Raw genomic sequence first — 14384 nt, forward strand, 5'->3', positions numbered from 1 at the left:
TTATTCCTGGTCTTTGTTCAGCTTGTCGAAGTGCGCATGGCCCACTTCCGGGCTGTGGTGCTTGCCATCGGCGGCACGGCTTTGCTCGGCGCCTTTCCACAGACGTTCCAGGTCGTAGAACTGGCGGGCGTTGGACGTCATCATGTGAACGATCACGTCGTCCATGTCCAGCAGTACCCAGTCGCTGTCGCCCTTGCCTTCTTCACCCAGTGGCTTCACGCCTTGGGCCTTGACGGCTTCGCGGACCTTGTCGAGCATCGCGCCGATCTGGCGGTTCGAGGTACCGGTGGCGATGATCATGTAGTCGGTGATGCTCTGCTTGTCGCGCACGTCCAGCACCTGGATGTCCTGGGCCTTGACGTCTTCCAGGGCCGCCACGGCGACTTTTACCAGCTCTTCGCCAGCCAGCTCAGGGCCGGTGTGGGCTTCTACTGGCAGCGGGGCGCTTTTGAAGGTGCCTTTGCGCTTAACTTTGCTTACGTCTTTGTTCGTCATATAAAACTCGTTTTGCTCGTATGTTCGGGCGCTCGCTGTACGACTGTGCGTACGTTCAAGCGCGCCTTTTCAGTTCGACGCACGGTAAAGCCCGTGCGCATCGATGTAGGCCAGGACCGCGTCAGGCACCAGGAAACGTACCGACTTCCCGCTGGCCAGCAGTTGACGGATCTGGGTGGCGGACACCGCAAGCGGGGTCTGCCAGACGAATGCAATATTCCCGTTCGGCCCGGTCAGGGCCAAGGGGTCACTTACCGACCGCGCGGCCAGCAGGTTGCGCAAGGCATCCGGCGGTTCGCTGTCGGCATCCGGGCGTTGCAAAACCAGGATGTGGCAATGCTGGAGGAGTTCCTCCCAGCGATGCCAAGAGGGCAGGCCGCAAAATGCGTCCCAGCCCAAAAGCAGAAACAACTGGTCCTGCGCGGCCAACTCGGCGCGCATCAGTTCCAGGGTGTCAACAGTGTAGGACGGTTTATCGCGCTTGAGCTCGCGGTCGTCCACCACCAGCGGCGTTATGCCTTCCACCGCCAGGCGCACCATTTCCAGGCGCTGCTGCGGCGACACCTGCGGCATGTCGCGATGGGGCGGCCGTGCGTTGGGTATCACCCGCAGCTCGTCCAGCGCGAGGGCGTCCGCGACTTCCAGGGCACTGCGCAAATGGCCAATGTGCACGGGGTCGAAGGTACCGCCGAGCAGCCCGATGCGTTTAGCCATCAAGTGCGCACATGACCGTCGCCGAACACCACGTACTTCTCGCTGGTCAGGCCTTCCAGGCCAACCGGGCCACGGGCGTGGAGCTTGTCGGTAGAGATACCGATCTCCGCACCCAGGCCGTACTCGAAGCCATCGGCAAAGCGTGTCGAGGCGTTGATCATCACCGACGCGGAATCCACTTCGTTGAGGAAGCGCCGCGCATCGCTGAAATGCTCGGAGACGATGGCGTCGGTGTGCTTGGAGCCGTAGGTGTTGATGTGTTCGATGGCTTCGTCGAGGTCGTCGACAATCTTGATCGACAGGATCGGCGCAGTGTATTCGGTGTACCAGTCCAGCTCGGTCGCTTCGATCACGTCAGCACCCAGCAGCGCACGGGTGCGCTCGCAACCCCGCAGTTCGACGCCCTTGTCGCGGTAGATGGCAGCCAGCGGCGGCAGCACGCGATCGGCAATACCGACGTGCACCAGCAGGGTTTCCATGGTGTTGCACGGGGCGTAGCGGTGGGTCTTGGCGTTGTCGGCGATACGGATCGCCTTGTCGATGTCGGCGGCGACGTCGATGAATACGTGGCACACGCCGTCCAGGTGCTTGATGACCGGCACCTTGGCATCACGGCTGACGCGTTCGATCAGGCTCTTGCCACCGCGCGGCACGATCACGTCGACGAACTCCGGCATGGTGATCAGCGCGCCAACGGCAGCGCGGTCGGTGGTTTCCACCACCTGCACCACTTCGGCGGGCAACTCGGCCACGGCCAGGCCCTGCTGGATGCAGGCCGCGATAGCCCGGTTGGAATTGATCGCCTCGGAACCGCCACGCAGGATGGTGGCATTGCCGGACTTGAGGCACAGGCTCGCGGCGTCGATGGTCACGTTTGGACGCGACTCATAGATGATGCCGATCACGCCCAGGGGCACGCGCATCTTGCCGACCTGGATACCGGACGGCAGGTAGCGCATGTCGCGGATTTCACCGATGGGGTCAGGCAGCTTGGCCACCTGACGCAGGCCTTCGATCATGTCGTCGATACGTGCCGGGGTGAGCGCCAGGCGGTCCAGCAGTGCCGGCTCAAGGCCATTGGCGCGGCCGTTGGCCAGGTCCAGTTCGTTGGCGGCGGCGAGCTCGGAGCGCGAAGCATCCAGAGCGTCGGCGGCCGCCAGCAGGGCACGGTTCTTCTGCGCAGTGCTCGCACGGGCGATCAACCGCGAGGCCTGACGGGCAGCGCGACCCAGGCGGGTCATGTAGTCAAGAACGGACTCAGTCATGGTCAGGGAGTCTTGGCAGGGAGGAAAGCGGCAGATTATAGCTGTGACGCCGCTCGACTGACAGCGGTGAGGGGCGGATGGTCGAAATGAACTGTAAAAACCTGGGGTTCAGCGGTAATTAAGGTGGGAGTTGTTATGATTCCGTCACATTTAGCCGTATTTACCCTGACCGCCATGCCCAGTTCATCGCCGCAACGCCCCGCAAGCGCCCTGCCCGACAGCTTCTTCGACCGCGACGCGCAAATTCTCGCGCGAGAATTGCTCGGAAAAGTCATACGCCACCGCGTCGGCAAAATCTGGCTTTCGGCGCGAATTATTGAAACCGAAGCCTATTACGTGGCCGAAAAAGGCAGCCATGCGTCATTGGGCTACACAGAAAAGCGTAAGGCTTTGTTTCTGGATGGTGGCCATATCTACATGTACTACGCCCGTGGCGGCGACTCCCTGAACTTCAGCGCCCAAGGCCCGGGTAACGCCGTGCTGATCAAATCGGCATACCCGTGGGTGGATGAAGTCTCTGGCCCGACCAGCCTGGCGCAGATGCTCCTGAACAACCCGAATGCCGACGGCAGCCCCCGCGCCGCGCAAAAGCTCTGCGCCGGCCAGACCCTGCTGTGCAAAGCCTTGGGGTTGAAGGTGCCGATGTGGGACGCAAAACGCTTCGACCAGGAATGGCTCTACGTTGAAGACGTGGGCCAGGCGCCGACCCAAATCATCCAGACCACCCGCCTGGGCATCCCCAGCGGTCGCGATGAGCACCTTATGTACCGCTTCGTCGATGCTGGCTATGCGCCTTATTGCACGCGGAACCCGCTGCGCCGTGGCCAGGTCGAAGGCCGCGACTATTTTTTGATTTGAAGTGATCGAGACGGGTGCCCTTGCTGGAAAACGATACCCGCAACACGCAGATCCAATGTGGCAGCGGGCTTGCCCGCGAATGCAGTGCGTCAGCTACAGGTTCCCTTACTGATACACCGTTGATCTTCACCGTCTCAGATTTTGTCTTGCCTACATGGAGAGGTTTGTATGGGCCAATGGCTCGATAGCATTACCGGCTGGTTGACCCTGAACCCCGAATGGCTGGCGGTGGCGGTGTTTATCGTCGCTTGCGTGGAATGCCTGGCCATCGCCGGGCTGATCGTGCCGGGCACGGTACTGTTGTTTGCCATTGCCGCACTCGCCGGCAGCGGCGCGCTGTCCCTGAGCGAAACCCTGCTGCTGGGTTTCCTCGGCGGGTTATTGGGTGACGGGGTGTCCTACTACCTGGGGCGACATTTCCACCAGAACATCCGGCGCCTGCCCGGCTTGCGCCACCACCCTGAATGGATGAACGGCGCCGAAACCTACTTCCACAAATACGGGATCGCCAGCCTGTTGGTCGGGCGTTTCATCGGCCCACTGCGGCCCATGCTGCCGATGGTGGCCGGGATGTGCGACATGCCCTTCCCGCGCTTCGCAGCCGTCAGCATCGTGGCAGCCGCGGGCTGGTCGGTGGCCTACCTGCTGCCGGGATGGGCGACCGGCGCCGCCTTCCGCCTGCCATTGCCCGAAGGTTTCTGGCCTGAAGCCGGCATTGTTGCCGGCTGTATCGCGGTGGTGGTGGGCTTGAGCCTGAACAGCAGCCTGCGCGGCCATCGCCGCGCCACCTTATGGATCGGCTGCGCCAGCCTCACGGGGTTGATCGCCCTGTTTATCGGCTACCCCCACCTCAATGACTTCGACCAGGGCCTCAGCGCCCTGGTGCAGGAACACCGCAGCGCCTGGCTGGACGAAGTGATGGTGCGCATCACCCAACTGGGTGAGTTCAAGAAGATGTTCGTTGCCAGCGCTATCTTCACCGGCCTGCTGCTACTGGCGCGACAATGGCGCCATGCGGTGTTTGTCGGCGTGACCCTCGCCGGTGCGGCGGTGATCAACACGGGGACCAAGCTGTTTTTCGCCCGTGGCCGCCCGGAAATCCTGACCGACCCGCTGACCAGCTTCAGCATGCCCAGCGGCCATGCGTCCGGCGCGTTCGCGTTTTTCCTGGCCCTGGCGATACTGGCCGGTCGCGGGCAACCTATCCGGCTGCGCCTGACCTGGATGTTGCTGGGCTGCATTCCGGCGGCCTTCATCGCGCTGTCGCGGGTCTACCTTGGCGCCCATTGGCCCACGGACATCCTGGCCGGCACACTGCTGGCAATGACCGTGTGTGCGTTCAGCCTGAGCGTCAGCCAGTATCGAAGCCCGCTGCCGGCGATGTCACAAAAAGCCTGGTGGCTGTTGCTGCCGGCGCTGGTCGCCGTGCTGAGCTTCATCGCGCTCACCGGCACGCCCCACGCCCTGCTGCGCTACGCCTATTAGGTGAACAACTCGCCCTGCAACTCGTCGAGCAACATCTGGATCGCATCCAGCCGTTGCTGCGGGTCGTCGAGTTGCAGCAGGTCGATCTTGTCGGCGTCTGTGAAGGGCAGCAGATACGCCAGTTGATTGCCCAGGGCTTGTTGGCCGTCGGCGTGGGCGTCCATGTCCAGCGAGGCCACCATCGGGTGCTCGGCCAACGCCTGGAGCAGCGCCAGCAGGTCGGCATCCTCTTCGTCCAGTGGCTGGTCCGGCAAATCTTCGAGCCACTGCACATCGGCTACCAGCAGTTGGTCCTTCTGCACGCCGGCGTCACGCACCCGGAACCGGCGACCGCCTTCCACGCGAATGCCCAGCAGGCCGTTGTCCTGCTGCTTGAAGTCGCGAATCAGCGCTTCACAGCCGATCAGCGCGTAGCCGTCCGGGGCCATGCCCACTTCCTTGCCGTCGAGGATGCACACCACGCCGAAGCCTTCGCCCTTTTTCATGCAGCGACTGATCATGTCCAGGTAGCGCGCCTCGAATATCTGCAGGTCGAGGGTGCAGCCAGGGAACAGCACGGTATTGAGCGGGAACAACGCCAGACTCATAAAGGTTTCCTTAAACCCGGTTTAAACAATCACCGACACGGCCAGCGGCAGGAACACTGCCGTGGCCACGCCCATCAGACTCATGGCCAGCGCTGCAAAGGCGCCGCACTCTTCGCTTTCCTGCAAGGCCACCGAAGTGCCGACGGCGTGGGCGGTCATGCCCAGCGCCATGCCGCGCGCCTCGGGGCTGTGCACGCCCAGGCGCGACAGGTACGCCGGGCCGATCATCGCACCGATCACCCCGGTGATCAGCACAAACACCGCCGCCAGCGCGGCCACGCCGCCGATCTGCTCGGCCACCAGCATGGCTATCGGCGAGGTCACCGACTTGGGCGCCATGGTCATCAGCATCATATGTTCAGCGCCGAACCACCAGCCCAGCAGCACGCACAGTCCGGTGGCCAGCACCCCGCCTATCACCAGCGTAGTAAAAATCGGCCAGAACAATTGGCGAATACGCCGCAGGTTCAGGTACAGCGGCACGGCCAGGGCCACCGTCGCCGGGCCCAGCAGGATGCCCATGATCTCGGTGCTCTTGCGGTACTCGGCGTAGCTCAGGCCACAGCTGATCAGCACGCCGATCACCAGCAGCATGGAGACCAGCACCGGTTGCAGGAAGATCCAGCGGGTTTTCTCAAAGCCTGCCAGCACCAGCTGATAGGCACCGAGGGTGATGCCAATGCCGAACAAGGGATGATGGATCACCGCCGTCCATGCGCCCTGCCAGTCGAAGGTCATTGGTCCTTCTCCTTGCGCTTGACCATCTGCTGCATCAGCACGCCGACGAAGCCCATGGCGATCACCAGCGACAGCACCAGTGCGCCGACAATGGCCCAGAAATCAGCGGCGATGTCCTTGGCGTACACCATCACCCCCACCGCTGGCGGCACCAGCAATAACGGCAGGTAACGCAACAGGCTGCTGGCCGCCAGGCTCAGTGGCTCGCCGACTTCGCCCCTCCATACCAGAAAGCCAAGCATCAGCAGCAGCCCGATGATCGGCCCCGGCAGCACCGGCAACAGCAAATGGTTGATCGCGGTGCCGATCAGTTGAAACAGCACCAGCCAGGTCAGGCCACGTAACAGCATCCGTTCTTCCCCCTCAGGACTCGCCCGCATTATAAGCACGCCAGCCCTATGCACCGGCATTCGCCAAAAGCATGGTGGGTTGACCAGGCTGATTGGCCATGATGATCTACATTGGTTCTCTGTAACCCATAAAAAACAGAATCGGTGAACCAAGGAGAGACGCAATGCCCTATGTACCCGTAGCGCAGCTCAAAGATTATGTCGGCAAGGAACTGGGACGTTCCGAATGGCTCACCATCGACCAGGCGCGCATCAACCTGTTCGCCGAGGCCACCGGCGATCATCAGTTCATCCACGTCGACCCGGTCAAGGCCGCGCAAACCCCGTTTGGCAGCACCATCGCCCACGGCTTCCTGTCGCTGTCGCTGATGCCCAAGCTGATGGAAGACCTGCTGATCGTGCCCGAGGGCCTGAAGATGGCCGTCAACTATGGCCTGGACAGTGTGCGATTCATCCAGCCGGTGAAGGTCAACTCAAAGGTGCGCCTGAACGTGACACTCAATGACGTCACCGAGAAAAAACCCGGCCAATGGCTGCTCAAGGCTACCGCCACCCTGGAAATCGAAGGGCAGGAAAAACCGGCTTACATTGCGGAGTCGCTGTCGCTCTACTTTGTGTAACCGCCCCGGTCCTCTGTAGGAGCTGGCTTGCCAGCGAAGAACGGACAGTCGCCGCATTCCCCCTGAATGCCTGCGCCATCGTTAACGACCATCGCCGGCAAGCCGGCTCCTACGGGTCTGTGGAGAGGCACAATCCTTACCACAGCGTATGTAAATTTATGTATGGAACTCGCAGCTGCGGCATACTCGGCGCTCAATTATCCGGATCCCGCTATGCGCCCACTCGCTCCCCTCGCCCTTGCCCTGTTGCTCACCGCTTGCGGAGACGGCGAATCGCTGTTGCCGCCCGATGCGCGCCTGCCCGACGGCGGCCGTTATCGGGGCGATGTGGTCAATGGCTTGCTGCAAGGCCAGGGTCGCGTGGACTACCCCAACGGCAGTTGGTACGCCGGCCAGTTCGACAAAGGCCAGTGGCACGGCCAGGGCGAATGGCATGGCAGCAACGGTGAAGTCTATAAAGGCCAGTTCCAGCAAGGCCTGTTCGATGGCCAGGGCAGCCTGACCACGGCGGGCAGCCATTATGTGGGCGGCTTCAAGAACGGTCGACGCAACGGCGAAGGCACCCTCAAAGAGGGGCAGATGACCTATCGCGGCGAATTCAAGGACGACCAGTATTCCGGCCTCGGCCGCCTGGAGCTGGCGGACGGCAGCCAGTACCAGGGCCAGTTCGCCCACGGCAAGCCGAACGGCGAAGGCCAGCGCAACGACGACAGCGGTAACCAGTTCAGCGGCCATTTCGTCGATGGTCAACTGGAAGGCAACGGCACCTTCAACAGCGCCGATGGCGATATTTATGTCGGCCAGTTCAAGCAGAACCAGCTCAACGGCAAGGGCCGCTACGAGAACGCCGACGGCGATGTGTGGATCGGCCAGTTCAAGGAAGGTGCGCTGAGCGGCAAGGGCGAGTTGATCGGCGTCGACGGCAGCCATTATGTCGGCCAGTTCAGCGATTGGCGCTTCACTGGCGAAGGCCGCCTGAACCTCACCGACGGCAGTTTCTATATCGGCGGCTTCGACAGCGACAGCTATCAAGGCAAAGGCACCCTGGTGCTCAACGACGGCACCGTAGAAGCTGGCACCTGGGTGAACGGCATGCGGGTGCGTGACGCCGACGGCAAGCTGCTGCCCGACCCACTGGAGATCGGCGTGCTGGCCCAGGGTCGCCTGCTCGACGCCGCCCTCGCCGCGGTGCCTGCCTCCACCGCCGCCGTCGAGCTGTATACACTGGCCGTAGCCGGCGACGGCAAACAAAGCGTGTTCCTGCGCGAGGCCGACTACGTCAGCAACATGCTCGCCACCCGCTTCGGCGCGCGCGGGCAGATTCGCCTGGTCAACCACCGCGACCACATCGCCGACCGCCCGCTCGCCACCCGCGAAAGCCTGCGGCGCGCCGTGCAAACCCTGGCCGAACGTACGGGGCCGGAAGACCTGGTGTTTATCTACATGACCAGCCACGGCACCCACGAACACGAACTGGTGCTGGACCAGCCGCGCATGGAGCTGGCCGACCTGCCGGCCGATGAGTTGGCCGCAGTGCTGGCGCCGCTGAAGAACCGCGACAAGATCGTGGTGATTTCCGCCTGCTACTCCGGCGGTTTCATCCCGGCCCTGAAAGATGACCGCACCCTGATCATGACCGCCTCGCGGGCTGACCGTGTGTCCTTCGGTTGCTCCGAGGAAGCCGACTTCACCTACTTCGGCGACGCCCTCTTCGCCCAAGCCTTCAACCAGACCGACGACTTGCAGCAAGCCTTCAAGCTGGCACAACTGCATGTGGCCGAACGCGAACAGGCGGACAACTTCGAAGCCTCCGAACCGCAGATCTGGGCCCCCAAGGGCGTCATCGCCCACTGGCAATTATTACGCAAGCAGCAGGCACGAAAGGCACTCGAAAGCGTCTCAATGAATAGCAAGGAAGCCAAAGGCAACTAAGCTGAACTGTGTAACAAGGGGGAAACACCATGTACCTGACGCCTCAGCATATCTTGCTTGCCGGAGCCTCCGGCCTTACCGGCGAACACCTGCTCGATCGCCTGCTCAACGAACCCACCGTGACCCGCGTGCTCGCACCGAGCCGCAAGCCCTTGGCCGAACACCCGCACCTGGAAAACCCGGTGGGCGACCCGGCGGTGTTCCTGCCGCAACTCAGCGGCCCGGTGGATCTCGCCTTCTGCTGCCTGGGTACTACCATCAAACAGGCCGGCTCCGAAGCCGCCTTCCGCGCCGTTGACTTGGACATGGTCGTGGCGTTCGCCAAGCGCGCGCGAGAAATGGGCGCGCGGCACCTGATCGTGATCAGCGCCATCGGCGCAGACCCGAAATCTTCGATCTTCTACAACCGCGTCAAAGGGGAAATGGAGGAAGCGTTAAAAGCCCAGGACTGGCCACAACTGACCATCGTGAGGCCGTCGCTGTTGCTGGGGGAACGGCTGGAGCCGCGCTTGGCAGAACAACTGGCCGGGCCATTGTCGCGACTGATCCCGGGCAAATACCACGGCATCGAAGTGTGCGAACTGGCCCGCGCCATGTGGCGCCTGGCGCTGGAGGAGCAGGATGGGGTACGGGTGGTGGAGTCGGATGAGTTGCGTAAGCTGGGCAAATAGACCGATTTGACGACCTGGCAGAGATCCAAATGTGGGAGCGGGCTTGCTCGCGAAGGGGGAGTGTCAGCCGGTGTATGAGTCGACTGATACACCGCATTCGCGGGCAAGCCCGCTCCCACATGGGTGTGTGGGTCAGCCGGATTTAAAGGTGGGAGCCGGGCTTGCCCGCGATGAGGCCAGCCCAGGCAATGCACCTCTAGAGGCCACCTGTGGCGTTGAAGCCAACGCCCAACACCGTCAACACCGACAGCGGCAACAACAAAGTATCGAGCAGCGCACTCGCCGGCAGGTCGACACCCGGATAACCCGGCGCCTCGGCACCAAACCGGTCCATGGCGCAACAGCCGCCATTCAAGGCGTACAAATCCAGCCGCGTGCCGGCATACACCACCGGGGCGTTCGGTTTTGCCGCGTCCAGCGTGCGCGCGGTGGCGCAGCCTGTGAGGTGCAACGCCAGCACTAACAGCAGCGCCTTATTCATCGCTGCTCAAATGGTGTTCGCCCCAACGTGGCAGCATGTCCTGGGGAATGTTCAGCAAGTTGAGGATGCGCGCCACCACGAAGTCCACCAAGTCATCGATGGTCTGCGGCTGGTGATAGAAACCGGGCGAGGCTGGCAAAATCGTTACGCCCATGTTCGACAACTTGAGCATGTGCTCCAGGTGAATGCTCGAATACGGCGCCTCACGCGGCACCAGGATCAACTGCCGGCGTTCCTTCAGCGTCACGTCCGCCGCACGTTCGATCAGGTTGTTGCAGGCACCCGTGGCAATCGCCGACAAGGTGCCGGTGGAGCACGGCACTACAACCATCGCCGCCGGCGCACCCGATCCGGACGCCACGGGCGACATCCAGTCCTCTTTACCGTAAACCTTGATCTGCCCCGCCGCCGCACCGGTGTACTCGGTGAGGAAGGCCTGCATCATCTGCACCTTGGGCGGCAGCGCCACATCAGTCTCGGTGGCCATCACCAACTGCGCGGCCTTGGAGATCAGGAAGTGCACCTCACGTTCTTCTCGCACCAGGCAGTCCAGCAGGCGCAAGCCATAGGGCGCGCCCGATGCGCCGGTCATCGCCAGGGTGACGCGTTCCGGGCCGCTCATTTCAGTGCCTCGGCCAGTTTGCCGTGCAGGCCACCGAAACCGCCGTTGCTCATGACGACCACATGGGTGCCAGGCTTGGCCTGGTGCTTGACGTGCTCGATGATGCCTTCGAGGGTGTCGCACACAGCTGATGGCACGGTGCACAGTGCCGCAATCGCCGGCAGGTCCCAGCCAAGATTGGCCGGTGCGTACCACACCACCTGGTCGGCGTCGTTGACGCTTTCCGGCAGGCCATCGCGGTGGGCGCCGAGCTTCATGGAGTTGGAACGCGGCTCGACAATCGCGATGATCGGCGCGGCGCCGACCCGCTTGCGCAGGCCATCCAGGGTGGTGGCAATGGCGGTCGGGTGGTGGGCAAAGTCGTCATAGATCGTAATGCCATTCACCTCGGCGACTTTTTCCATCCGCCGCTTCACGCTCTTGAACGCGCTCAGCGCGGCAATGCCCATCGACGGCACCACGCCCACATGCCGCGCAGCCGCCAGGCTGACCAGGGCATTGGCAACGTTGTGCTGGCCGGTCATGTCCCACTCGATAATGCCTTGGGCTTCGCCTTCGAACAGCACTTCGAACCGGGAGCCGTCTTCGCTGAGCAGCTTGACCTGCCACTGGCCGCCCGCGCCGGTGGTTTGCACCGGGGTCCAGCAGCCCATTTCGATCACACGCTGCAAGGCCGGCTCGGTGGTCGGGTGGATCACCAGGCCTTCGCTCGGGATCGTGCGCACCAAGTGGTGGAACTGGCGCTCGATGGCCGCCAAGTCGGGAAAGATGTCGGCGTGATCAAACTCAAGGTTGTTCAGGATCGCCGTGCGCGGGCGGTAGTGAACGAACTTGGAGCGTTTGTCGAAGAAGGCGCTGTCGTATTCATCGGCCTCGATCACGAAGAACGGCGTGTCGCCCAGGCGCGCCGACACCGAGAAGTTCTGTGGCACACCGCCAATCAAAAAGCCCGGGCTCATGCCTGCGTGCTCCAGCACCCAGGCCAGCATGCTGCTGGTGGTGGTCTTGCCGTGGGTGCCGGCAACCGCCAGCACCCAGCGGCCTTGCAGCACATGGTCGGCCAGCCACTGCGGGCCAGACACATAAGGCAAACCTTTATTGAGTACGTATTCGACCGCCGGGTTGCCACGGGACATGGCGTTGCCGATCACCACCAGGTCCGGGACCGGGTCGAATTGTGCGGGGTCGTAGCCTTGGGTCAGCTCGATACCCTGGGCCTCGAGTTGCGTGCTCATGGGCGGATAGACGTTGGCGTCGGAGCCCGTGACGTGGTGCCCGAGCTCTTTGGCCAGAACCGCCATCGAGCCCATGAACGTGCCGCAAATACCGAGAATATGAATGTGCATAGTCGACCTCGTAAAACATCGAGGCAGGTTAGCGCAGGGGGGCGAAAATCGCACCTTTTAGCTGAGGGCGTGACGTGCGATACCGTGCCTGCGCAGCTTTCTATACAGGGTGTTGCGGCTGACGCCCAGTTGCTCGGCCGTGTGCGTCATGTGCCAGCGCTGTTGCTGCAGCGCCGTGAGCAATGCCAGGCGCTCGGCGTCTTCCAGCGGCGACTCCTGCGGCGTGGCCGGCGCGACGACCACGGGGCGGGCCTGGCGAATCTGCGCAGGCAGGTCATCAAGGCTGACACGCCCTTCGTCACACAGCGCCACCAAGGTCCGCAGCACCGTGCGCAGTTGGCGGACGTTACCCGGCCAGGCAAATGCCAACAGCGCCATGCGCGCCGCCGGGTCGAGCGCTACCGTCTCGCCATTGGCCTCCTGGGCCAGCAGGAAATCCAGCAACTGGGATTTATCACTGCGCTCGCGCAACGGTGGCAAGCCGACTTCCAAGCCATTGAGCCGGTAGTACAAGTCCTCGCGAAAGCTACCGTCCTGCACGCGCTCAAGCAAATTCCGGTGGGTTGCGCTGACAATACGTACATTCACCGCCTGGGGTTCACCGCCGAGCGGCACCACCAGCCGATCCTCCAGCACCCTTAATAGACGCGTTTGCAGCGCCAGGGGCATATCACCGATTTCATCGAGGAACAGGGTGCCGCCATCGGCTTGCTGCAACTTGCCTTGCATGCCCTCTTTGCGCGCACCGGTAAAGCTGCCGCCGCGATAGCCGAACAGCTCGCTCTCGATCAGGCTTTCCGGGATGGCGGCGCAGTTGAGCGCAACAAATGCCTTGTCGGCCCGCAGGCTGGCCAGGTGCACCGCCTTGGCGAAGGCCTCTTTGCCGGAGCCGGTTTCGCCATTGATCAACAACGGCACATCGCGCTCGAATACCCGCAACGCCTTGCTGAAGTCCTGTTGCAGCGCCGGGTCACCCAGGCAAATGCCGGGCAGGCGCGGGCGCTGCGCCACGGCAGGCTTGGCGATCGCGGCGGGAACGCTGCGCGCTTGGCCGCGCAGCGCCGCGAACAAATGCCGACCATCACGGGTACGCAACGGCCAGCTGGCGGTGGCGTTGGCGCTGGCGCGTCCGAGCAACTGATCCAGGGAGCATTCGAAAAAAGCCTCCACCGGCTGGCCCAACAAGCCGCCACGTAATTGACCCAACAGGTTCAGCGCGCTCTGGTTCACCGCACAGATGCGCCCTTCGCCGTCGAATGCCAGCAACCCTTCGCTGAACAGCCCCACCGATTCCGCCTGCAGGTGAAAACGCAGCAACCAGTGGTGTTCAAAGTGGCGCAGGAAGTAGCAGCTCTCGATCATCTTTGCCGACAGGTTCACCAACGCCATGGTGTGGAACTGGCTCTGGCGCGACACCGCTTCCCGCGCCGAGGACACGTCAAGCACGGCCAGCAGGTCGCCGTGGGGGTCGAACACCGGGCTCGCCGAACAGGTCAGCCCGGTATGCCGGCCGCGAAAGTGTTCATCACGATGAATGGTCAGGGATTGGCGCTCCACCAGGCAGGTGCCAATGCCATTGGTGCCTTCGCAGGCTTCGCTCCAATCCGCGCCCAGCCACAGTCCGGCGCGCTCGAAGATCTTGCGCTCGGACGGCGCCGTGACACAGTTGAGGATCACGCCCCGCGCATCGGTGAGCAGCACGGCGTGGCCGGCGCCGGAGAGTTGCTGATGCAGGCTGTTCATCTCGCTGCCGGCAATGCGCAGCACTTGTTGCAGGCGCTCGCGGCTTTCCAGCAGGCGGTCGTGCTCAAGCACCGTGGGGGCGATGGTTTGCGCAGGGTCGAGGTGGTAGTCCTCCAGGCAACGCAGCCAGGAGCGGGCGATGGACGGATCGCTAGCGGGCCCGTGAGCCAGCTCTTGGCCGCGTGTGACCGTGAGCACCTGCTGGGCATGGCGACTGAAATGATCGTTGTGCATTTCTTATTATTCTCCCTGCGTGAGAACGCCCAGCATCCCCCAGCCATCCAGGCAATGCAATCCCGGTGCGACCCACCGGTCACAGGCTGTACCGTTCCTGGCACAAACTGTCACACCACCTGTACCAACGCTGCTACAGCAACGCCTTGCAACAAAGCCCAACCCCTTGATTTTCCTGGCCCACAAAGCGGTGGCCCAACCTTTGCTCTACGCTTTATCAAGCGCTTGCTGCGCTGCGCTCCC

15 protein-coding genes are annotated in these 14384 nt (G+C 62.9%); 5 read left to right on the top strand and 10 right to left on the bottom strand.

The genetic code is table 11. The features are described 5' to 3' along the window. The 3 genes from rsfS to ATH90_RS25185 all read right to left on the bottom strand — a co-directional run bounded on the left by rsfS (position 1) and on the right by ATH90_RS25185 (position 2474). Positions 1-495 carry a ribosome silencing factor gene (gene rsfS / locus ATH90_RS25175; RefSeq protein ID WP_010206793.1) on the bottom strand — a complete coding sequence of 165 codons (495 nt, stop codon included), beginning with the start codon at positions 493-495 and terminating at the stop codon, positions 1-3. 69 nt (positions 496-564) lie between these two features. Continuing rightward, on the bottom strand, positions 565-1209 hold the full coding sequence (nadD, locus tag ATH90_RS25180; protein ID WP_034109439.1) for a nicotinate-nucleotide adenylyltransferase: 645 nt from the start codon (positions 1207-1209) through the stop codon (positions 565-567). Then, positions 1209-2474 carry a glutamate-5-semialdehyde dehydrogenase gene (locus ATH90_RS25185; RefSeq protein ID WP_034109440.1) on the bottom strand — a complete coding sequence of 422 codons (1266 nt, stop codon included), beginning with the start codon at positions 2472-2474 and terminating at the stop codon, positions 1209-1211. Before ATH90_RS25185 ends, nadD begins: the two co-directional genes overlap by 1 nt. Before the next feature lie 174 nt (positions 2475-2648). Here ATH90_RS25185 and ATH90_RS25190 point away from each other — a divergent pair, with 174 nt between their 5' ends. Together ATH90_RS25190 and ATH90_RS25195 are read left to right on the top strand one after the other, a co-directional pair. After that, positions 2649-3332, top strand: coding sequence for a DNA-3-methyladenine glycosylase (locus ATH90_RS25190; protein ID WP_034109580.1), 684 nt, complete (start codon positions 2649-2651; stop codon positions 3330-3332). Between the two features lie 168 nt (positions 3333-3500). Then, positions 3501-4817 (top strand): bifunctional DedA family/phosphatase PAP2 family protein, encoded by a 1317-nt coding sequence (locus ATH90_RS25195; RefSeq protein WP_034109442.1) that lies wholly within the window; start codon positions 3501-3503, stop codon positions 4815-4817. On the opposite strand, the gene ATH90_RS25200 is transcribed toward ATH90_RS25195, so the two are convergent. The 3 genes from ATH90_RS25200 to ATH90_RS25210 are packed head-to-tail and all read right to left on the bottom strand — an operon-like array spanning position 4814 to position 6492. Next, positions 4814-5404, bottom strand: coding sequence for an LON peptidase substrate-binding domain-containing protein (locus tag ATH90_RS25200; RefSeq protein ID WP_034109443.1), 591 nt, complete (start codon positions 5402-5404; stop codon positions 4814-4816). The genes ATH90_RS25195 and ATH90_RS25200 overlap by 4 nt on opposite strands. A gap of 21 nt (positions 5405-5425) precedes the next feature. Then, a complete protein-coding gene (locus ATH90_RS25205; RefSeq protein ID WP_069078372.1) occupies positions 5426-6142 on the bottom strand; it encodes an LrgB family protein in 717 nt (238 codons plus the stop codon). Beyond that, positions 6139-6492 carry a CidA/LrgA family protein gene (locus ATH90_RS25210; protein ID WP_015886074.1) on the bottom strand — a complete coding sequence of 118 codons (354 nt, stop codon included), beginning with the start codon at positions 6490-6492 and terminating at the stop codon, positions 6139-6141. Before ATH90_RS25210 ends, ATH90_RS25205 begins: the two co-directional genes overlap by 4 nt. A gap of 164 nt (positions 6493-6656) precedes the next feature. Here ATH90_RS25210 and ATH90_RS25215 point away from each other — a divergent pair, with 164 nt between their 5' ends. The 3 genes from ATH90_RS25215 (at position 6657) to ATH90_RS25225 (ending at position 9715) form a co-directional block, all read left to right on the top strand. Next, a complete protein-coding gene (locus ATH90_RS25215; protein ID WP_010206803.1) occupies positions 6657-7112 on the top strand; it encodes a MaoC family dehydratase in 456 nt (151 codons plus the stop codon). 213 nt (positions 7113-7325) lie between these two features. Next, positions 7326-9044, top strand: coding sequence for a C13 family peptidase (locus tag ATH90_RS25220; RefSeq protein WP_034109447.1), 1719 nt, complete (start codon positions 7326-7328; stop codon positions 9042-9044). Positions 9045-9073: 29 nt separating this feature from the next. Next, the gene (locus tag ATH90_RS25225) at positions 9074-9715 is read left to right on the top strand and encodes an oxidoreductase (protein WP_034109449.1); all 642 of its coding nucleotides are present in this window, start codon (positions 9074-9076) and stop codon (positions 9713-9715) included. A gap of 196 nt (positions 9716-9911) precedes the next feature. Here ATH90_RS25225 and ATH90_RS25230 read toward each other — a convergent pair whose 3' ends face one another. From ATH90_RS25230 to ATH90_RS25245, 4 genes are read right to left on the bottom strand one after another with little or no spacing between them, the layout of a single operon-like run. Then, positions 9912-10196, bottom strand: coding sequence for a YceK/YidQ family lipoprotein (locus ATH90_RS25230; protein WP_034109452.1), 285 nt, complete (start codon positions 10194-10196; stop codon positions 9912-9914). Then, complete coding sequence (gene ubiX, locus ATH90_RS25235; protein ID WP_010206807.1) at positions 10189-10818, bottom strand: flavin prenyltransferase UbiX; 630 nt, start codon at positions 10816-10818, stop codon at positions 10189-10191. Before ubiX ends, ATH90_RS25230 begins: the two co-directional genes overlap by 8 nt. Continuing rightward, a complete protein-coding gene (gene mpl, locus ATH90_RS25240) occupies positions 10815-12164 on the bottom strand; it encodes a UDP-N-acetylmuramate:L-alanyl-gamma-D-glutamyl-meso-diaminopimelate ligase (protein WP_098467430.1) in 1350 nt (449 codons plus the stop codon). The genes ubiX and mpl overlap by 4 nt, the downstream gene beginning before the upstream one ends. A gap of 57 nt (positions 12165-12221) precedes the next feature. Then, positions 12222-14141: a sigma-54-dependent Fis family transcriptional regulator gene (locus ATH90_RS25245; RefSeq protein ID WP_098467431.1), complete on the bottom strand. Its 1920-nt coding sequence runs from the start codon at positions 14139-14141 to the stop codon at positions 12222-12224. Positions 14142-14384: the final 243 nt, after the last annotated feature.

Origin of the sequence: Pseudomonas lurida (genome assembly GCF_002563895.1) — a bacterium.
Taxonomy (GTDB): domain Bacteria; phylum Pseudomonadota; class Gammaproteobacteria; order Pseudomonadales; family Pseudomonadaceae; genus Aquipseudomonas; species Aquipseudomonas lurida.

Excerpts from the sequence above, each read along its gene's own strand:
- ATH90_RS25195 (WP_034109442.1), top strand. The coding sequence starts at position 3,501 with ATGGGCCAATGGCTCGATAGCATTACCGGCTGGTTGACCCTGAACCCC.
- ATH90_RS25200 (WP_034109443.1), bottom strand. The coding sequence starts at position 5,404 with ATGAGTCTGGCGTTGTTCCCGCTCAATACCGTGCTGTTCCCTGGCTGC.
- ATH90_RS25245 (WP_098467431.1), bottom strand. The coding sequence starts at position 14,141 with ATGCACAACGATCATTTCAGTCGCCATGCCCAGCAGGTGCTCACGGTC.
- ATH90_RS25215 (WP_010206803.1), top strand. The coding sequence starts at position 6,657 with ATGCCCTATGTACCCGTAGCGCAGCTCAAAGATTATGTCGGCAAGGAA.
- ATH90_RS25190 (WP_034109580.1), top strand. The coding sequence starts at position 2,649 with ATGCCCAGTTCATCGCCGCAACGCCCCGCAAGCGCCCTGCCCGACAGC.
- ATH90_RS25205 (WP_069078372.1), bottom strand. The coding sequence starts at position 6,142 with ATGACCTTCGACTGGCAGGGCGCATGGACGGCGGTGATCCATCATCCC.
- ATH90_RS25210 (WP_015886074.1), bottom strand. The coding sequence starts at position 6,492 with ATGCTGTTACGTGGCCTGACCTGGCTGGTGCTGTTTCAACTGATCGGC.
- rsfS (WP_010206793.1), bottom strand. The coding sequence starts at position 495 with ATGACGAACAAAGACGTAAGCAAAGTTAAGCGCAAAGGCACCTTCAAA.
- ubiX (WP_010206807.1), bottom strand. The coding sequence starts at position 10,818 with ATGAGCGGCCCGGAACGCGTCACCCTGGCGATGACCGGCGCATCGGGC.
- nadD (WP_034109439.1), bottom strand. The coding sequence starts at position 1,209 with ATGGCTAAACGCATCGGGCTGCTCGGCGGTACCTTCGACCCCGTGCAC.
- ATH90_RS25225 (WP_034109449.1), top strand. The coding sequence starts at position 9,074 with ATGTACCTGACGCCTCAGCATATCTTGCTTGCCGGAGCCTCCGGCCTT.
- mpl (WP_098467430.1), bottom strand. The coding sequence starts at position 12,164 with ATGCACATTCATATTCTCGGTATTTGCGGCACGTTCATGGGCTCGATG.
- ATH90_RS25230 (WP_034109452.1), bottom strand. The coding sequence starts at position 10,196 with ATGAATAAGGCGCTGCTGTTAGTGCTGGCGTTGCACCTCACAGGCTGC.
- ATH90_RS25220 (WP_034109447.1), top strand. The coding sequence starts at position 7,326 with ATGCGCCCACTCGCTCCCCTCGCCCTTGCCCTGTTGCTCACCGCTTGC.
- ATH90_RS25185 (WP_034109440.1), bottom strand. The coding sequence starts at position 2,474 with ATGACTGAGTCCGTTCTTGACTACATGACCCGCCTGGGTCGCGCTGCC.